This is a genomic window from Kribbella sandramycini (assembly GCF_013131805.1).
Classification (GTDB): Bacteria; Actinomycetota; Actinomycetes; order Propionibacteriales; family Kribbellaceae; genus Kribbella; species Kribbella sandramycini.
In genome coordinates this window covers 370842-387045 of the sequence record NZ_JABJRC010000006.1, presented here as the reverse complement: position 1 = coordinate 387045, position 16204 = coordinate 370842, and the positions used below count along the sequence as shown (strand labels likewise).

Here is a 16204-nt window from a genome sequence, read left to right as displayed (position 1 = left end):
CGAACGGGTGGTTCCGCGATTGTTGCGGGACCACCCGTTTCACTTGTCCTGACGTTACATTTTGCCACCATGTCGACACGCTGCGCGGTCAGCTTGCCCGATATCGGGCTGTCGGACCGGCAGAATCGCGAACGTGTTGCTGGTCCTCCTCGTCATGGCGCTCGCCGCCCTCGCGGCGCTCGCCACGGGCGGACGCCTCGGACGTCTGGCCGACAACACCCTGACCGGCCTGCACTGGCTGGCCGCGGCCGCCATCGGCCAGCTCCTCGGCTCGCTGTTCGGCGGTACGGCGTACCCGGTCGGCCTGATCGGCTCCGCGGTCTGCATCGCCGTCTTCCTCCGCGAGAACCTCCGCCACCCGGGCGTCGGCCTACTCGCCCTAGGCTTCTTCTCCAACGCCGCCGTGGTCGCCCTCAACGGCGCCATGCCGGTCTCCGCGGCCGCGCTGGCCCGCGCGGGCCTGTCCACCACAGTCGTCTCCGACCAGCGCCACGAGCTCTCCACTGCCGCAACCACCTGGCCCTGGCTGGGCGACGTCGTCCCGGTCGCCCTCCCCGGCATCGGCCAGGCCGTCAGCCCTGGCGACGTCCTGATCGCCGCCGGCGCCGGTCTCCTCCTGTACGCCGGGATGGGCGGCTCCGGCCGCGTCCCGGCCGCGACCGCACCGGCCTGGGACGACCTCGAGCCGTCCGCCGCCGACCCCGTCGTCCTGCGTCGTCCCTCAGAACCGGAAGCCGCGCCCGATCACGCGCCGGAGTGACTCCACGACGACCGGGTCGTACTCCGCACCGATCCCCAGCCCGATCGACTCCATCGCCTTGTCCGGCGACTGCCCCGTCCCCTCACCCACCAACTGCTCGTAGGCCAGCGCGACGTTCACGATCCCGCTCTCCACCGGGATCCCCGGATTGTTCGCCCGCCCCATCCGGTACGGATCGTTCGAGTGCCGCACGATCTCCGCCACATGATCCAGCACCCCCGACCGCTCGATCACCGATGCCCCGATCTCCGCCGCCCGCTGCCGCTCCTCCCGGGTCCGCAACAAACTCGCCCCACCCGGACTCGGATCCGCCAGCGCCAACTGCCCCACCCCCGACAACAGCGCCGCATACTCCAGCGCCTCCATCCGCGCCGGCGTCAACCCCAGATCGTTCCCAATAGCCACCGCCAGCTGCGCCGTCCGCGCATTCTGCCCAGGACTACTGAACCCCGCAATCTCCGTACTCCGAGCCATCGACCGCACCGTCGCCCGGTACGTCCGCTGCGCCGAAGCAAACCGCCGAAACGCAAACTGCGTCAACAACAACGGCACGATCACCACGGGCGGCGCCCAGTGACCGATCAGCGAGGTGCCGGTCGCGAGCAGGATGGCCGTGATGCCCATCGCCATCCCGATCCGGGTCATCACGACGAGCTCGTCTCGCAGCGCGGCCGGGAACGGCCGGTTGTACCGCTCGGTCGCCTGCCCCGCGCCGATCACCGCATCGCTCAGCCCCGCGCTCAGCACCCCGGCCATCATGGCGCCGGCGATCCAGAGCGCCTCGACCCATTCGCCGTTCCAGGCGAGGTCACGCCGGGTCAGCGCCTCGAAGACAGCCGCGGCGCAGGCGACGGAGATCCCGCGCCGGCACGAGACGACGATGTCCCAGCGCAGCCCCGCTATCGCGCGCGGCACGATCCCCGCCGCCGTCGCCACCGCGGTCACGGCGATGACCTGGGCCAGCTCAGGCGGCATCCCGACCGAGGGCCCGCGCAGCATCGCGTACCCCAGCGCGGCGCTGGTGGCGATCGGCGCCCGGTTCCGGCTGCGATCGACTCGGAATTGCACGGTTTCGCCGATCGCGATCAGCGCACCGAAGACCAGCGCATACGACCATTCGGTCACGCCATGACGCAGGGTCGCCACCAAGGCGACGGCCGCCAGGATGCCGCCGACGACCAGAATCACCACGCCGCTGCCCATCCGGCGCAGGTCGAGCCCTTCGATCGGCTGCCCGGGGTTCACTCGACACCTGCCGCGTTCCCGGTGGCGCCGCCGCCGCTGCCCAGGCTGAGGTCGTCATGGTCGATCGCGACGACCTTCGAGCCGTCGGGCGCCGGCTGGTCGAGCGTCTTCCAGCCGTGCCGTCTGATCACCTCGACGAACGCGTCCACCAGCAGCGGATCGAAATGGGTGTTGCGGTCCTGCAGCAGGATGTCGAGCGTCTCCTCAACGCCGCGCGCCGGCCGATAGGACCGGGTCGACGTCAAGCTGTCGAAAGCGTCGACGATGCCGATGATGCGGGCGAAGTACGGGATGTTCTCGCCGCCCAGCCCGGCCGGATAGCCGGTGCCGTCGTACTTCTCGTGATGGTGCAGCACGGCGGACTTGACCTCTTCGAGGAACGGGATGTTGCCGATCAGCTCGACGCCGCGCGCCGGGTGCAGCCGGATCGCGTCCATCTCGGAGTCGTCCAGCCGGCCCGGCTTCTGGATGATGCTGGTCGGCACCCCGACCTTGCCGACGTCGTGCAGCAGGCCGGCGTGCTCGAGCGCGGTCTGGCGGTCGTCGGACAACCCGAGATGCCGGCCGAGCAGGCCGACGCCCTCGCTGACCCGCTCGGAATGGCCGCGGGTGTAGAGGTCCTTGGTCTCGATCACCTGGATGAAGGCGCGCATGGTCGCGGCCTGGGCGCGCCGTTCGGCCTCGTACTGCGACAGCGCCCAGCGACTCACGTACAGCGGGACGAAGATCAGCAGGATCGAGAGGAAACCCAGGCCGGAGAGCCAGGCCACCGCGAGCAGCATCCCGAGCAGGCCGTAGCCCAGCAAGGACGGCGAGGTCGGCAGCGCGACCTTGCGGATGAACGTCGTCGGGCTCGGCTGGCCGCCTTCGAGGAAGAGCACCAGACAGAGCAGCACCGCGTTGACGACCAGCCAGGTCGCATTCGCGGCTGTCGTCGTCCAGATCGCGTCCCAGGGCTCCGAAAGTACTTCACCGGCCCGCGGGCCGCCCGTGTAATGAAAGACCAGCCCCCCGGCGGCGGCGCACAGCACGGACTGTGCGCCGTTGAAGATCTTCTTGACCAGCGGATGCCGCCGGTCTTGGGAAAGCGCTCCGACTGCGCAGACGAGGATCGCCGATCCGACCCCGGAGAGCAGGTAGAGCGCGATCACGAGTACGTAGTCGAGCGAGGTCCGATAGACCTGGCCGACGCGCGGGCGCATTACCGACCCGGCGAGCATCAGCAGTCCAAGGCATGCGGTGGGCGCGTCAAACGACGCATGCACAGCAGCGAACCCGAGAACGACAACGGCCATAGCGGTGGTCGCCACCACCACCAACCGAAGCAGCACCCGCCGGTTCACGCGCGCAACGCTACCTGCACAGCCGCCACACCACTACCAGTCCCAGCCGTCGGTGATCATGCCGTACCTCCATTCAGCGGTCGCGGTCTTACGTCCGTACGGTTGTGCGAGACGTAGGGGGGCTAGACAGCACAACGCTGACTCTCTTGAAGTTTTACGCATCAAGGCCGCGCCGAAACACTGTAGGCCAGACCGTGACCCAGCGCCGACTGCGAGGACACGGCCGTGATATGAGAGACTGTGACTCTTTGCAGTTGTTTCAAGGAGGCTTAGGAATGGGCAAGACCGGCCGCAAGCGCCGCGCACGCAAGAAGAAGGGCGCTAACCACGGTAAGCGCCCCAACGCGTGACATCAGGCGATTACGCAAAGCAAGGACCCCGGCCGAAAGCCGGGGTCTTTGCAATTTGGTCACAACGCCGGGCAGACCAGCCGGAACACAGGTCCCGTATTCGGAGCGTCTTCGAACGCATACTGAATGCGATTTTTCAAACAGGTGTTGGGCATTCCGGGCTGAACCGTGTAACGATCCACAGCGCCAGGCGGCGGCTCGCGGCGTCCGGTGGGTGTGGATAACTTCCGCCGTCCGTCGGCGCGGCCTCCTATTGTTAGCCCCGGACACCCGCCCCGGCCGTCGCCCGGGGTCGACCACGGGAGGAGGTGGGTCAGTTGGCCGACGAGAGCCTGAGCGATCTGTTACGGCGCTACCGCAGCCGGGCCGGGCTGACCCAGGCCGCACTTGCGGCCAAGGCCGGATTGAGCGACCAGGCCATCAGCGTGCTCGAGCGCGGCACCCGCCGCCGGCCCCGGATCGACACCGTCCGGGCCCTCATCTCCGTACTTCGTCTTGACAAAGCCGAGGCCGAGCAGTTTCTGGCTGTTGCGCGCGGCAAGAACGTACCGGCCGGGCCGGAAACGGCGCCGGTCGAGAGAATGCCGTTGCCCTGGCAATTACCGCCTTCGGTACCGGATTTCACCGGCCGCGCTGCCCAGATCGAGGCAATTCTCGATGTACTGCGAAATCCGCTGAGTGTCGGTCACACCGTCGGTCTGGTGGCGGTCACCGGGATGGGCGGTATCGGCAAGACGACCCTCGCCATCCATGCGGCGCACAGCCTGGCCGAGACGTACCCGGACGGCCACCTCTACCTCAACCTGCGCGGCTACGGCCCGGGCAAGCCGATCTCCACCGCGGATGCGCTGCGCCAACTGCTGCGTTCGCTGGGGCTCGACCTGCAGCTGATTCCGGACGACGTCGAAGCGGCGTCCGGGCTGCTGCGCTCGCAGCTCGCCGGCCGCCGGGTCCTGCTCCTGCTGGACAACGCGGCCGACGCGGCGCATGTGTTGCCGTTGCTGCCCGGCAGCGCAGGCTCGGCAGCGATCATCACCAGCCGCGAGTCGCTGGCCGGTCTACCTGGCGCACGGCAGATCCGGCTCGACGCGTTGTCGCAGTCGGAGTCCGTCGAGCTGCTGTCCGGTGTCGTCGGTCACGATCGCATCGCCGCCGAGCCCGCGGCCGCCGCCGCGCTCGCGTCGTTCACCGGCCGGTTGCCATTGGCGGTGCGCCTGATCGGCGGGCGGCTGGCGGCCCGCCCGAGCTGGCCGATCCATCACCTCGTCGAGCTCCTCGAGGACGAGGAGCGCCGGCTCGACACCTTGGGCTCCGACGACTCCGGCGTCCGGGCCAACATCGCCAGCTCGGTCGACTTCCTGCGGACGAGCGACCGCGCCCTCGACCGGGAGGCCGCGGCCGCCCTGCCGCTGCTCAGCATTCCCGACGGTCCGGATCTGCTGCTCGTGGTCGCCGCGCATCTGCTCGACCGCCCGATCCGCCGGGCCGGTGAGATCCTCGAGCGGCTCGTCGATCTCAACCTGCTGGAGTCCGTTGCCCCGGACCACTACCGCTTCCACGACCTGATTCGCGTCTACGCCCGTGAGCTCGCCGAGCAGGACGTCGCCGAGTCCGTGCGCAATGCCAGCCAGGAGAACGTCCTGCGTTTCTACGTCGGCGCCGCCTGGCAATGTCACGCGCTGACGCATCCGCGCAGTCCGCGGCTGGAGTTCGCGACCGTCAAGATCGAACAGCTGAGCGCCCTCGCCACCCGCGAGTCCGCGCTGCAGTGGTTCAGCGACGAGTACCGCAGCATCAGCGACCGTCTGGCGCAGGCAACGACGTCGTCGCTGGCTCGATCACCGCTCCTCCCCGAGCTCGTCCTCGCGATGTTCGGCTACCACGAACCGCGGCAGGCCTGGTTCGAGATGCGTGAGCTGAGCCGTGGCCTGGCCGAGCTCGCGACGTCGGTCGGCCGGCTGGGGGTCGCCGCCTGGCTGTTCCACGACCGGGCGATTCCCGAGGTGGAGAACGGCGATCTGGCCGCCGCGGTGCAACCGCTGGAGCGTGCGCTGACCATGTTCCGCGAGCTCGCGGATCTGCCGGGTCAGGCGCGGTGCGCGTCGTCCTTGACCTTCGTCCTCAGCAACCTCGGCCGCATCGACGAGGCCCTGGGCTACGGCTACCAGTCGCTCGACATCAGTCAGGAGATCGGCGACCGGACACTCGAAGGCGTTGCGTACACCGCGCTCGGTCTGCTCTACGAGCGGGCCGGCGACTACGCGACCGCGGACGACGGGTTCGACCGCGGGATCGCGCTGGCGCGCGAGCTGGGCGACCTGCGCTCGGAGCTCAAACGGCAGACCAACGCGGCCTTCTCACATCTGCTGGCGGGCCGGCACGAAGCAGCCCTCGCGCGCACCCTGAGCGCTCATGAAGCAGCCAGCCGGTTCGGTGACGATGTGTCCCGGATGGAGGCCAGCGGCATGCTTGCCGTCATCTACGCGTCCATGAACGACTTCACCGCTGCGGAGAAATACGCCCAGCAAGCCCTTGAGCTGACCCGGCAGACCAAGAACTCGATCCGCCAGGGGCGTTTCTACCTCGAGCTCGCGCGCATTCAGGCCGCTGCCGGGAATCGCAGTGCGGCCATCAACTCGGCGACCGAAGCCGTCGCCGTCCTGACCGGTATTTCACCGCTGCACGGAAGCAACGCCGAAGAACTGCTCGACAGTCTGCGGCGCGGCGAGCCGTATGCGTACGAGGTCTCGCCGCACTCGTTCTGAGGCGGGCGGTGCTGAACCGGTCTGGCGGAGCGGTTCAGTCGGTGGTGGTGATGGTGGTTTCTATCTGGACCTGGGTGAGGCGGAGGAGGATTTTCTGGCGGAGGGCGTCGGGGGCGTGGTCGGAGCCGCAGGAGCGGTGGACGAGTTTCTTGATGCAGCGTTCGAGGTCGTACTCGTCGAGGCAGGGGGCGCATTCCTCGAGGTGCTGGCGAATCTCGTCGGTGCTGGCGTCTTCGAGCTCGTTGTCGATGAAGACGTAGACGCGCTGCAGGATCTCGCTGCAGTCCTTGTCGTGGGGCTCGCCGCAGCTCACGACTCCTCCTTCTTCGCGGTCGCGTCGTCGTCCGGGGCGCCGATCAGGCCGCGGTCGCGGGCGTAGTCGGACAGTAGCTCGCGGAGCTGACGGCGGCCGCGGTGCAGCCGGGACATCACGGTGCCGACCGGCGTACCCATGATGTCGGCGATCTCCTTGTAGGCAAAGCCCTCGACGTCGGCCAGGTAGACGGCCAGCCGGAAGTCCTCCGGGATGGCCTGCAGGGCCGACTTCACGTCGGAGTCGGGCAGGTGCTCGAGGGCGACCGCCTCGGCCGACTTGAGGCCGCCGGGGGTGTGGGACTCGGCGGCGGTGAGCTGCCAGTCCTCGATCTCCTCGGTCGGCGACTGCGTGGGCTGGCGCTGCCGCTTGCGGTAGCCGTTGATGAACGTGTTGGTCAGGATCCGGTACAGCCACGCCTTCAGGTTCGTCCCCGGCGTGAACTGGTGGAACGAGCTGTACGCCTTCGCGAACGTGTCCTGGACCAGGTCCTCGGCGTCGGCCGGGTTCCTGGTCATCCGCATCGCGGCGGCGTACATCTGGTCGAGGAACGGCAGCGCCTCGCGCTCGAAGCGCTCGGTCCGCTGCTCGGGTGTCTCGGTGGTGGTCGGTGTCGGCATCGTGATCGAGAATACCGGGACCTTTCCAGCCTTCCGCGCCGGAGCCACACTCGTTGCCGTCATGCTGGTCACAACACGCCCGGGCGCGGGGTAATTCCCGGCCGTTCCGGGGCTCAGCGCGTGACCACTATCCGGACACTTCGCGGACGACCCACTCCAGGACGGCCTCGACGAGCAGCTCGTAGCTCTCCTCCTGGGTGAGCACGGCCTTCTTCGGCACCTTGAACGCGTGATCGGCATCCGGGACGACGGCCATCTCGGTCAGCGGCGGGAACTCCTCCGGCGTGCCGAAGGTGTCCCGCTCCCCCTGGACGACGAGCGTCGGCAGCCCGGCGCCCTGCAACTCGGCCACCCGCGACTTCTCCGGCTTCCCCGGCGCGTGCAGCGGGAAGGCCAGCGCCAGTACGCCGGACGCCCCCAGACTGCTCGCCGTCCGGCAGGCCACCCGCGCGCCCGCGCTGCGCCCGCCGATCACCAGCGGCGTCCGCACCCGCAACTGCCCGATGATCGCGATCCACGCCTCGTCGAGCACCTTCGGCGCCGGCGCCAGCTTCTTACCGGCCCGCCGCCACGGCTGCTCGATCAGGAACACGTTGATGTCCTGTTTCGGCAACCGCGCCGCCAGCGCCGCCAGGTCCCCCGAGTCGATCCCGCCGCCGGCTCCGTGCCCCAGCGCCAGCGTCGCCACCGGCCGCCGGGCCCGATACGCCACGATCCGGGCCTCCCCGTGCGGCGTCCCCACAATCCGTTCGTCGGTCACCCGCCCCATCCTGTCATCCACGGGCAGGTTCGCCGCAGACCGAACCGCCCGCGCTCAGGCTCAGAACAGCGTGCTGCCGTCTTCGCCGCCGGTCGGCGGACTGCCGTCGGGGGGCAGCGGGTCGAGCAGATGCGGGCCGTTGTTGCGAACCGAGCCGACCGCAGTGGAGACGGCGTACGCCTCGAGGCGGCCGGGGGCCGCGGGGACGAGGAGCTGGAGCAGGTCGTCGGGGTCGGAGGAGCGCGGGTCGAGCCAGGCGTCGTACCGATCGCGCTCGACGAGCAGCGGCATCCGGTCGTGGATGCGGCCGAGGTCGTCGGTGCTGGAGGTGGTCAGCACCGTGCACGTCCACAGCCAGGCCTCGTCGGACTCGGCGTCCGCGACGGATTTGTCCCGCCAGATCTCGTACAAACCGGCCATCGCGAGAACGCCGCCATCGGCCGGATGGATGAAGTACGGCTGTTTGACCGGTTTGCCGTCCTTCTTCTCCTCGGCCGTGTACCACTCGTAGTACCCGTCGGCGGGCAGGATGCAGCGCCGGGCGGCGAAGGCCTTCTTGAAAGCGGGTTTCTCCGCGACCGTCTCCATCCGGGCGTTGATCAGCCGGGAGCCGATCGAGGTGTCCTTGGCCCAGGAAGGCACCAGCCCCCACCGGACCGTCGTCAGCTTGCGGACCGTCTCGTCGGGAACCTCGCGGTTCTTCCGCTCGACGACCGCGAGCACCTCGTTGGTCGGGGCGACGTTGAAGTTCTGCCCGACCTCCTGAACGGATTCGCGGACGTTCCCCGCCTCGATCTCGAACTCCTCGACGAGATCGGACGGCGACCTGCTCGACGCGTACCTACCGCACATACCGACAGCCTAGACAGGCCCGCCGACAGAACCGCACAGCGACGGCGGAGCGCTCACCCCGTGATGAGCGCTCCGCCGCCGGCTCGAGGCGGCCGGGCATCCCCCTGTTGACGCCCGGCCGCGGGTACTACGGCCTGGCCAGTTCGTCCAGGACCCGGGCGGCCATCGCGTCGGACGCGGGCAGGCCCTCGATCCAGACCCGGGCCAGCTGCGGCACGTCGGTGTCCAGCCGCCACTGGGTGATCAGGGCTCGGACCGTCTCGACCTGCTCCGGCAGGTTCGGCTCGCGGCCGACGAGCGCCGCCGCGCGCCGTGAGCCGACGCGGCCCAGTACGTCACCGCCGCAGAAGACGATGCGCAGGCACTCCGCGACGTCGACGAGGCGGAGTTCGCGCTCGAACGGCGAGGTGCCCGGGGGATTGAGCGGCTCGACAACCACCAGTGCGTGGGTCTGCGGTACGGAAGTTCCACGGAACTCCGCCTCTCGGTAGAGCTCTCCCAGGCGGGACCGCAGGTGCGCCAGGCTGGACAGCCCGGTCAGCGGGTCCTCGCAGGACAGCGTGTGGAGATAGATCAGCGAGGCCTCGGCCCAGCTGGAACTGAGTGCGCGTACCGCGGCGAAAGCCGGCTCGCCCCCGGCGATCGAGCGGTACAGCGCACTCAGCCCATCGAGTGCCTCCACCAGCGAGACTCCGTCGGCCGCCAAGCGGCGGCCGACCTCGTCCGATGCAGGCACGACGTCGGCCCCGTCCTGCAGCGCCTCGGCAATCGCGAGATAGGCGCTGTGGTCGGTGCCAGGTCCCCCGTGACTTCCCCCGTGTACTTGTGCTCCGTGCGGCTCCCTCCGACCGCGCGGACGCCCTGATGACCCCAGATCAGGGGACGACGCCTCCGGCATCACCCGGGCGGGCGACCCCGCCAGGTTGAGGGACTTCGACGGACGCAGGTCGAACCGTCGGCGGATGTCCGCGAACAGCGACATGGCCCTCCTCGAAGGTCCCTACAGTCTCCCGACCGGGCGGCCGGAAGCGTCGTTCCAGGGGTGAGACAGGCGGCGGCGCGGATCATGACGCGGATTCGCAGAAGTTTTTTTTCCGTAACTTCAGGGGTGGTCATCTCGTCAGGAAATGAGGCACAGTTCCGCGTCAGAAACAGGTGCGGACGGGCGTCTCACGTGGGAGCCTTGTCTCCGGCAACTTTGTGACGCAGGGTGACGCCGATGTGCCGATAGAGTGAAGGGACCGCGGGGGAGAACGATGGAGACGCCGGAAGGGCCGAGCGACGCCGAGCTGATTGCGCGCGTTCGCAACGGCGATCTGGAGGCGTACGGCGAGCTGTTCGGCCGCCACCACCACGCCGCGGAGCGGATGGCCCGCCAGCTGGTCCCGACCAACGACGCCGACGACCTGGCCAGTGACGCGTTCGCCAAGGTGCTGGACGCGCTCCGGGCCGGCGGCGGCCCCGACATCTCCTTCCGCGCCTATCTGCTGACCACTGTCCGCCGCGTGCACGTCGACCGGATCCGCTCCGGTAAGAAGGTGCAGACGACCGACGACATCGCGGCATACGAGCGAGAGCCGGAGACGTTCGACGACCCGACGGTCACCGGGTTCGAGAGCGGCGCCGCGGCGAAGGCGTTCGCCAGCCTGCCGGAGCGCTGGCAGGCCGTGCTGTGGCACACCGAGGTCGAGGGTGAGAAGCCGGCCGCGATCGCTCCGCTGCTGGGTCTGACGGCGAACGGCGTCTCCGCGCTGGCCTACCGGGCTCGGGAGGGCCTCCGGCAGGCCTACCTGCAGCAGCACCTGGCCGACGTCGCTGGGGACCGCTGCCGCTGGACGACGGAGCGCCTGGGCGCGTACGTCCGCGGCGGCCTGACCAAACGCGAGAACCGGAACGTCCGCGAGCATCTGGACGACTGCGCCAAGTGCACGGCCGTCTACCTGGAGCTGGTCGAGGTCAACAGTGCGCTGCCCGCGCTGCTCGCTCCGGCGCTGCTGGGCGCCGCCGGCATCGGCTACCTGGCCGCCGCGTCCGGTACGAAGATCGGTCTGGTCGGCTTCTTCGTCGGCCTCTGGCGCAAGGCCACCGAGAACAGCACGCGGACGGCGGTGGGCGGCGGAGCGGTCGTGGTCGTCGCAGTGGCCGCCGTCGTGGCCGCAATGGCCCTCACCGGTAACGAGACGCCACCAGCAGCCATCGACAAGCCGTCCGTGCCCCAGCCGACCCAGCCGCCGGCCAAGCCGCCCGTCGTCCCCCCGGTGAAGCCGCCGGTGACTCAGCCGCCGCCCCCGAAGCCGACAACGGCTCCGACGACCGCACCGACCACTGCGCCCACGACTGCGCCGACCACTCCCCCGGTACCGACGCCCACGCCCACACCGACGCCGACTCCCCCGCTGCCGACCACTCCGATCCTGGACGAGGGGCTGCTGACGATCAGCATCCCGCCAGGGCAGCGCAGTACCGGCGGCGGCAGCGCTCCGGCCGTGGCGGCCGCTGACGGGATGCGGTTCGTCATCACGATCAAGACGCCTGCTGCGAACACCAACCCGGTGGTGATCGGTTTCAAGTACGGCAAGGCGCTCAAATGGCCCCTCAGCGGCAATCCGCGCGGCTGGAGCTGTGACCAGGCCGCCGGGAGCTGTACGGCGAACAACCCGGCCAAACCCGAGCCGATGACGGTCGAGTTCGCGAACCCGACCGGCGGCTCGGCGGCGGACCGGACGTTCACCGTCTCGGCCAAGTCCGGGCGTCTCTACGACGACGACTCCCGCACCCTGGTGGCGCCGCCGCGGACCGACGAGAACCTGCTGCGGATCCTGAACGGCCCGAAGGACTCCGACGTGCACCACCGCGTCCTGGTCGTCGCACCCGGGCTGGACCGGTCCGCAGTCACGCTGAAGATCAGCTACGGCGCCAGTCTGTCGTGGCCGATCGGCAAGAGCCCGCTGGGCTGGAGGTGCTCGGCCAGCACCAAGACCTGTACGTCGCTGACCCCGCTGAAGCCCGTGCCGCTGAAGGCCGTGTTCGAGGTGCCCGAGGATGGTTCGGCGGCGGCGCGCACGTACACGGTCAGCGCGACCGCGGGGCTGGTCAGCGACGTCGACTCCGAGACGTTGCCCGGCGTCCGGACGGACGAGTCGCTGCTGCAGATCCTGACGCCGTCCCCCGGGCAGGACCCGAACCCCTTCGTTTACAACCGCTTCCTCAAGGTCAACGGCGTCACCGACCGCCGAGTGACCCTGGAGATCTCGTGGGGCCGGAACCTGCAGTTCCTGTCCGCGCTGGACCGCGGCTGGACGTGTTCGCGGTCCACCGACATCCGGCGTGCGACCTGCTGGACGGACAGCTACCGCAGGCCGTTCAACTCGGAGTGGAACGCTTGGCTGCCGGGCAAGGGCTCCGCGAACGCCATCACCGTCTACGCGCGCGTCGGCGGCCGGGAGGACACCGATTCGGTGCAGATCCCGCCGGCCAAGGGCAGTCGCTGAGCAGAGCCGTCAGTAAATGGGGTTGCCGGTTGCTCTAGGCTGGGACTGTTCGCGCTGACGGAACCGAGTAGCGCCGTACGCCACGTCCGAGAGAGTCGCCGGTTGCTGTGAAGGCGGCACGTGGAGCGGTGTCGAAGACACTCCTGAGCGAATGCACGGCAAGAGGCCGGGTCATTGCGATCCGGCGAAGGTGTGGTGGCACCGCGAGATTCCCCTTCGCCCACACCTCCGGGGTTCGAGAACAGACCTGGAGGTGAAACAGCAATGCGCATTCTCAGCCATGAGATCCCCTCAGCAGTGGGCCAGACCGTCACGGTGGCCGGCTGGGTGCACCGAAGACGACGGCTCGCCGCCGTCAGCTTCCTGATCCTGCGCGACCGGTCCGGCCTCAGCCAGATCGTCGTCAAGGGGCCGGAGGCCCAAGCCCAGCTGGACGGGCTCGGTGAGGAGACAGTCGTGCAGGTGACCGGTACGGTCGCCGCGAACCCGCAGGCGCCCGGTGGCGCCGAGCTGATCGACCCGGTGATCGAGCCGCTGACCGAACCGGCCGTCACCCCGCCGATCGAGCTGTGGCGTCCGTCGGTCGGTGCTGGGCTGCCCGTTGTACTGGACAACGCACCGGTCGCCCTGCGGCATCCGGCGGTTCGGGCCGGGTGGGAGATCGCTGCGGCGGCGCTGCACGGTTTCCGAGCCAGCACGGACGCACAGGGCTTCACGGAGATCCAGACGCCGAAGATCGTCGGTACGGCAACGGAGTCCGGCGCCAACGTGTTCGCACTGGACTACTTCGGCGGTCCGGCGTACCTGGCCCAGTCGCCGCAGTTCTACAAGCAGACGATGGTTGGCGTCTTCGAACGTGTCTACGAGGTCGGTCCGGTCTTCCGGGCCGAGCCGCACGACACAGTGCGCCATCTGGCCGAGTACGTCTCACTGGACGCCGAGTTCGGCTTCATCACCGACCACCGCGACGTACTCGCCGTACTGCGCTCTGTCATCGCCGGCATGTTGGCAGCGGTGGGCGAGCGCGCAGCCGGCGCCGTGGAGCGGCTGGGCATCACCCTCCCGGAGATTCCGGTCGACGTACCGGTCGTGCACTTCACCGAGGCGTTGAAGATCGCCGGCGCCAACCCGGACGAGCCGGACCTCGCACCGGCAGACGAACGCGCCATCGGCGAGTGGGCGCTCCGTGAGCACGGCAGCGCGTTCGTGGCGGTCGAGGGCTACCCCATGGTCAAGCGGCCCTTCTACACCCACCCGCAGCCGTCCGACCCTCGTTGGTCCAACTCGTTCGACCTCCTCTTCCGAGGCGTCGAGCTGGTCACCGGTGGTCAACGTCTGCACCGCTACAGCGACTACGTCGCCGCGCTGGCCGCCCGTGGCGAGTCAGCCGACGCACCGGCGTACAGCAGCTACCTCCAGGCCTTCAAACACGGCATGCCACCCCACGGCGGCTTCGCCATCGGCCTGGAACGCTTCGTAGCCCGCCTCACCGGAGCCGAAAACGTCCGCGAGGTAACCCTCTTCCCCCGCGACCTCCACCGCCTGACGCCCTGATGGACACCACCGAGTCAGTCGTCGCCGAGCTGAACCTTTCCCTGGGCACCACCTACCAGCTCGCTCGACGACTGACCGGTGGCCTCCAAACCGGAGCCTTCGAGCTCACCGACCACCAGTCCCGGGTCGTCCTCAAGTGGAGTGACGACCCGGGCTGGGCACCGCGGGTACGGCGTGCGGACGAACTCGTCCGCCGGGCCCGGGCGGTCGGCTACCCGACACCGGAGTGGCTGGCCGTCGGTACTACTGCGGCCGGATCGCCTTACCAGCTTCAGGAATTCGCCGTTGGGACGCCGGTGCGCGACGCGTCCGTCATCGACGAGTCGCTGGCGCAGCAGCTGATCACGGTGTGCGAGCTACAGCGCGGGCTGGTGTCGGATCGGGAGGCCAACTGGTCGGACTACGTGCACGGCATCGTCTTCGAGGGCTGGGACGGGATGTGGGAGCGGCTCCGCTCGTACGGCGGCGAAGCGGCCGAGCTGATCGAGCGGTATGAGGTGTTGTGCCGGCCGTACCGGGAGGTGGAGTTACCGGCGGACGACCTGGTGCACGGGGATCTGAACGTCGGCAACCTACTGGTGGTGGATGGGCAGCTGAGCGGCATCGTCGATGTCGAAGCTGCCAGCGGTGGCTCCCGGGCCTACGACCTGGTGGCGTTGGCTACCTCGGCCGCGCGGGACGGCGCCCCCGCAGGAGTCGACGCGCTGTTCCTGGAGGCAGCGCTGCAGGCTGCGGGCCGGGCGACGGTGGCGGTCTGCGCTGGGTCGGCGTGGGCGAGTATTGCCGCGTTTGCGCGAGAAGTGTGGCCGGAGTCCGAAGAGCAGGTGGCTGTGGGCGCGCGGCGGGTGCTTGAGCTGCTGGATGGATGATGGGCGCATGGTGAGTGCGGTCGAGCAGAAGGTGCTGGCGGCTGTTGACGACGAGCGGGTGGTCGCGGAGCTGCGGGAGCTGGTGCGGATTCCGAGTGTGGATGGCAGCGCAGCTGAGGGGGAGATCCAGGGGTGGTGTGCGGAGCGGCTGCGGGGGCTCGGTCTGCGCGTTGACCACTGGGATATCGACCTGCCGGCGCTCACTAATGATGCGGCGTTCCCCGGATGGGAGGTGGCTCGGGAGCGGGCGTGGGGGTGTGTTGGCGTGCTGGGTGGTGACGGTACGCCGGGGCTGATCTTCAACGGGCATGTGGACGTGGTGCCGCCCGGTGACCTTGCGCAGTGGCCGGATCGCGATCCGTTTGCGGCTCGGGTCGAGGACGGCGTGATGTGGGGGCGTGGCACGTGTGACATGAAGGGCGGCGTCGCTGCGATCTTCGGAGCGGTGGCTGCGATTGCTGCCGCCGGTGTGGAGCTGCGGAAGCCGCTGGCGGTGCACACAGTGTTCGGTGAGGAGGACGGCGGTGCGGGTGCGTTCGCGACGCTGCGCCGTGGCCACACCGGAGAGGCGTGTCTGATCGCGGAGCCGACTGCGGGCGCGGTCATCCCAGCAAACGCCGGCTCGCTCACCTTCCGCCTGGAGGTGCCTGGTCTGGCGACACACGGCTCGACGCGCAGCCGCGGCGTCAGCGCGATCGAGAAGTTCGCCGTGCTGCAGAGTGCGCTCCAAGCCTTCGAGGTCGAGCGCAACCTCGACCCGCACCCGCTACTGGCCCACCTCGACCTGGCGAACCCGCTGTCGGTCGGCACGCTCCAGGCCGGTGACTGGGCGAGCACTGTCCCCGATCTGCTGGTCGCCGAGGGCCGGTACGGCGTCCGCCTCGGTGAGTCCGTCGACACCGCACGGGCCGCGTTCGAGGCGGCCGTCGCGGCTGCCTGTGTCCAGGACGACTGGCTACGCGACCACCCGGTGACGGTGACGTGGCCCGGCGGTGAGTTCGCCTCGGGCCTGCTGCCGGACGGCGATCCGCTGCTGCCCGACACACTGCAGGCGGCGGTCGACGCGGGTGTTCCGACCCCTGAGGTGAAGGGCGCGCCGTACGGCTCCGACCTGCGTCAGTACGCCGCCGTGGGCATCCCGACACTGCAGTACGGCCCAGGCGACGTCCGCTACGCACATGCCAGCGATGAGCACGTCGTACTGTCCGAAGTGCTGCACGCTACCCGCGCGTACGCCCTCCTTGCCGTCCGCCGTTGCGCCTGAGCTGATAGAAACGGCGCT

General features: G+C 69.3%; 14 protein-coding genes. 7 read left to right on the top strand and 7 right to left on the bottom strand.

Annotated features, from left to right (window positions below; translation table 11 throughout):
• The first annotated feature begins 133 nt into the window (after nucleotides 1–133).
• On the top strand, nucleotides 134–760 hold the full coding sequence (locus HPO96_RS24970) for a DUF5317 domain-containing protein (protein ID WP_337796793.1): 627 nt from the start codon (nucleotides 134–136) through the stop codon (nucleotides 758–760).
• On the opposite strand, the gene HPO96_RS24965 is transcribed toward HPO96_RS24970, so the two are convergent.
• Nucleotides 722–2005, bottom strand: coding sequence for an HD-GYP domain-containing protein (locus HPO96_RS24965; protein WP_337796792.1), 1284 nt, complete (start codon nucleotides 2003–2005; stop codon nucleotides 722–724). The genes HPO96_RS24970 and HPO96_RS24965 overlap by 39 nt on opposite strands.
• Complete coding sequence (locus HPO96_RS24960; protein WP_337796791.1) at nucleotides 2002–3348, bottom strand: HD-GYP domain-containing protein; 1347 nt, start codon at nucleotides 3346–3348, stop codon at nucleotides 2002–2004. Before HPO96_RS24960 ends, HPO96_RS24965 begins: the two co-directional genes overlap by 4 nt.
• Nucleotides 3349–3623: 275 nt before the next feature.
• On the opposite strand from HPO96_RS24960, the gene HPO96_RS39920 reads away from it, so the two are divergent.
• Together HPO96_RS39920 and HPO96_RS24955 are read left to right on the top strand one after the other, a co-directional pair.
• Nucleotides 3624–3698, top strand: a complete 75-nt coding sequence (locus tag HPO96_RS39920) for a 50S ribosomal protein bL37 (RefSeq protein ID WP_369759046.1) — start codon at nucleotides 3624–3626, stop codon at nucleotides 3696–3698.
• A 317-nt stretch (nucleotides 3699–4015) separates the two neighbouring features.
• A complete protein-coding gene (locus tag HPO96_RS24955; protein WP_171676589.1) occupies nucleotides 4016–6463 on the top strand; it encodes a tetratricopeptide repeat protein in 2448 nt (815 codons plus the stop codon).
• Nucleotides 6464–6497: 34 nt separating this feature from the next.
• Here HPO96_RS24955 and rsrA read toward each other — a convergent pair whose 3' ends face one another.
• From rsrA to HPO96_RS24930, 5 genes are all read right to left on the bottom strand, one after another.
• The gene (rsrA, locus tag HPO96_RS24950; RefSeq protein WP_171676587.1) at nucleotides 6498–6776 is read right to left on the bottom strand and encodes a mycothiol system anti-sigma-R factor; all 279 of its coding nucleotides are present in this window, start codon (nucleotides 6774–6776) and stop codon (nucleotides 6498–6500) included.
• Complete coding sequence (locus HPO96_RS24945; RefSeq protein WP_171676585.1) at nucleotides 6773–7396, bottom strand: sigma-70 family RNA polymerase sigma factor; 624 nt, start codon at nucleotides 7394–7396, stop codon at nucleotides 6773–6775. The genes rsrA and HPO96_RS24945 overlap by 4 nt, the downstream gene beginning before the upstream one ends.
• Nucleotides 7397–7523: 127 nt before the next feature.
• Nucleotides 7524–8165 carry an alpha/beta hydrolase family protein gene (locus tag HPO96_RS24940; protein WP_171676582.1) on the bottom strand — a complete coding sequence of 214 codons (642 nt, stop codon included), beginning with the start codon at nucleotides 8163–8165 and terminating at the stop codon, nucleotides 7524–7526.
• Nucleotides 8166–8216: 51 nt separating this feature from the next.
• Complete coding sequence (locus HPO96_RS24935; RefSeq protein ID WP_171676580.1) at nucleotides 8217–9008, bottom strand: SOS response-associated peptidase; 792 nt, start codon at nucleotides 9006–9008, stop codon at nucleotides 8217–8219.
• A 127-nt stretch (nucleotides 9009–9135) separates the two neighbouring features.
• Nucleotides 9136–9990: a hypothetical protein gene (locus tag HPO96_RS24930; protein ID WP_171676578.1), complete on the bottom strand. Its 855-nt coding sequence runs from the start codon at nucleotides 9988–9990 to the stop codon at nucleotides 9136–9138.
• A gap of 274 nt (nucleotides 9991–10264) precedes the next feature.
• Between HPO96_RS24930 and HPO96_RS24925 the strand changes: the two genes are divergently transcribed.
• The 4 genes from HPO96_RS24925 to HPO96_RS24910 all read left to right on the top strand — a co-directional run bounded on the left by HPO96_RS24925 (nucleotide 10265) and on the right by HPO96_RS24910 (nucleotide 16186).
• A complete protein-coding gene (locus tag HPO96_RS24925; protein WP_171676576.1) occupies nucleotides 10265–12499 on the top strand; it encodes a sigma-70 family RNA polymerase sigma factor in 2235 nt (744 codons plus the stop codon).
• Nucleotides 12500–12763: 264 nt separating this feature from the next.
• Nucleotides 12764–14053: an aspartate--tRNA(Asn) ligase gene (gene aspS, locus HPO96_RS24920; protein WP_171676574.1), complete on the top strand. Its 1290-nt coding sequence runs from the start codon at nucleotides 12764–12766 to the stop codon at nucleotides 14051–14053.
• Nucleotides 14053–14922 carry a phosphotransferase family protein gene (locus tag HPO96_RS24915; RefSeq protein ID WP_171676572.1) on the top strand — a complete coding sequence of 290 codons (870 nt, stop codon included), beginning with the start codon at nucleotides 14053–14055 and terminating at the stop codon, nucleotides 14920–14922. The genes aspS and HPO96_RS24915 overlap by 1 nt, the downstream gene beginning before the upstream one ends.
• A gap of 7 nt (nucleotides 14923–14929) precedes the next feature.
• Entirely contained in the window at nucleotides 14930–16186 is a 1257-nt protein-coding gene (locus HPO96_RS24910; protein WP_171676570.1) for an ArgE/DapE family deacylase, read from the top strand.
• The last annotated feature ends 18 nt before the right edge of the window (nucleotides 16187–16204 follow it).

Excerpts from the sequence above, each read along its gene's own strand:
- HPO96_RS24930 (WP_171676578.1), bottom strand. The coding sequence starts at position 9,990 with ATGTCGCTGTTCGCGGACATCCGCCGACGGTTCGACCTGCGTCCGTCG.
- HPO96_RS24945 (WP_171676585.1), bottom strand. The coding sequence starts at position 7,396 with ATGCCGACACCGACCACCACCGAGACACCCGAGCAGCGGACCGAGCGC.
- HPO96_RS24925 (WP_171676576.1), top strand. The coding sequence starts at position 10,265 with ATGGAGACGCCGGAAGGGCCGAGCGACGCCGAGCTGATTGCGCGCGTT.
- HPO96_RS24915 (WP_171676572.1), top strand. The coding sequence starts at position 14,053 with ATGGACACCACCGAGTCAGTCGTCGCCGAGCTGAACCTTTCCCTGGGC.
- aspS (WP_171676574.1), top strand. The coding sequence starts at position 12,764 with ATGCGCATTCTCAGCCATGAGATCCCCTCAGCAGTGGGCCAGACCGTC.
- HPO96_RS24935 (WP_171676580.1), bottom strand. The coding sequence starts at position 9,008 with ATGTGCGGTAGGTACGCGTCGAGCAGGTCGCCGTCCGATCTCGTCGAG.
- HPO96_RS24910 (WP_171676570.1), top strand. The coding sequence starts at position 14,930 with ATGGTGAGTGCGGTCGAGCAGAAGGTGCTGGCGGCTGTTGACGACGAG.
- HPO96_RS24940 (WP_171676582.1), bottom strand. The coding sequence starts at position 8,165 with ATGGGGCGGGTGACCGACGAACGGATTGTGGGGACGCCGCACGGGGAG.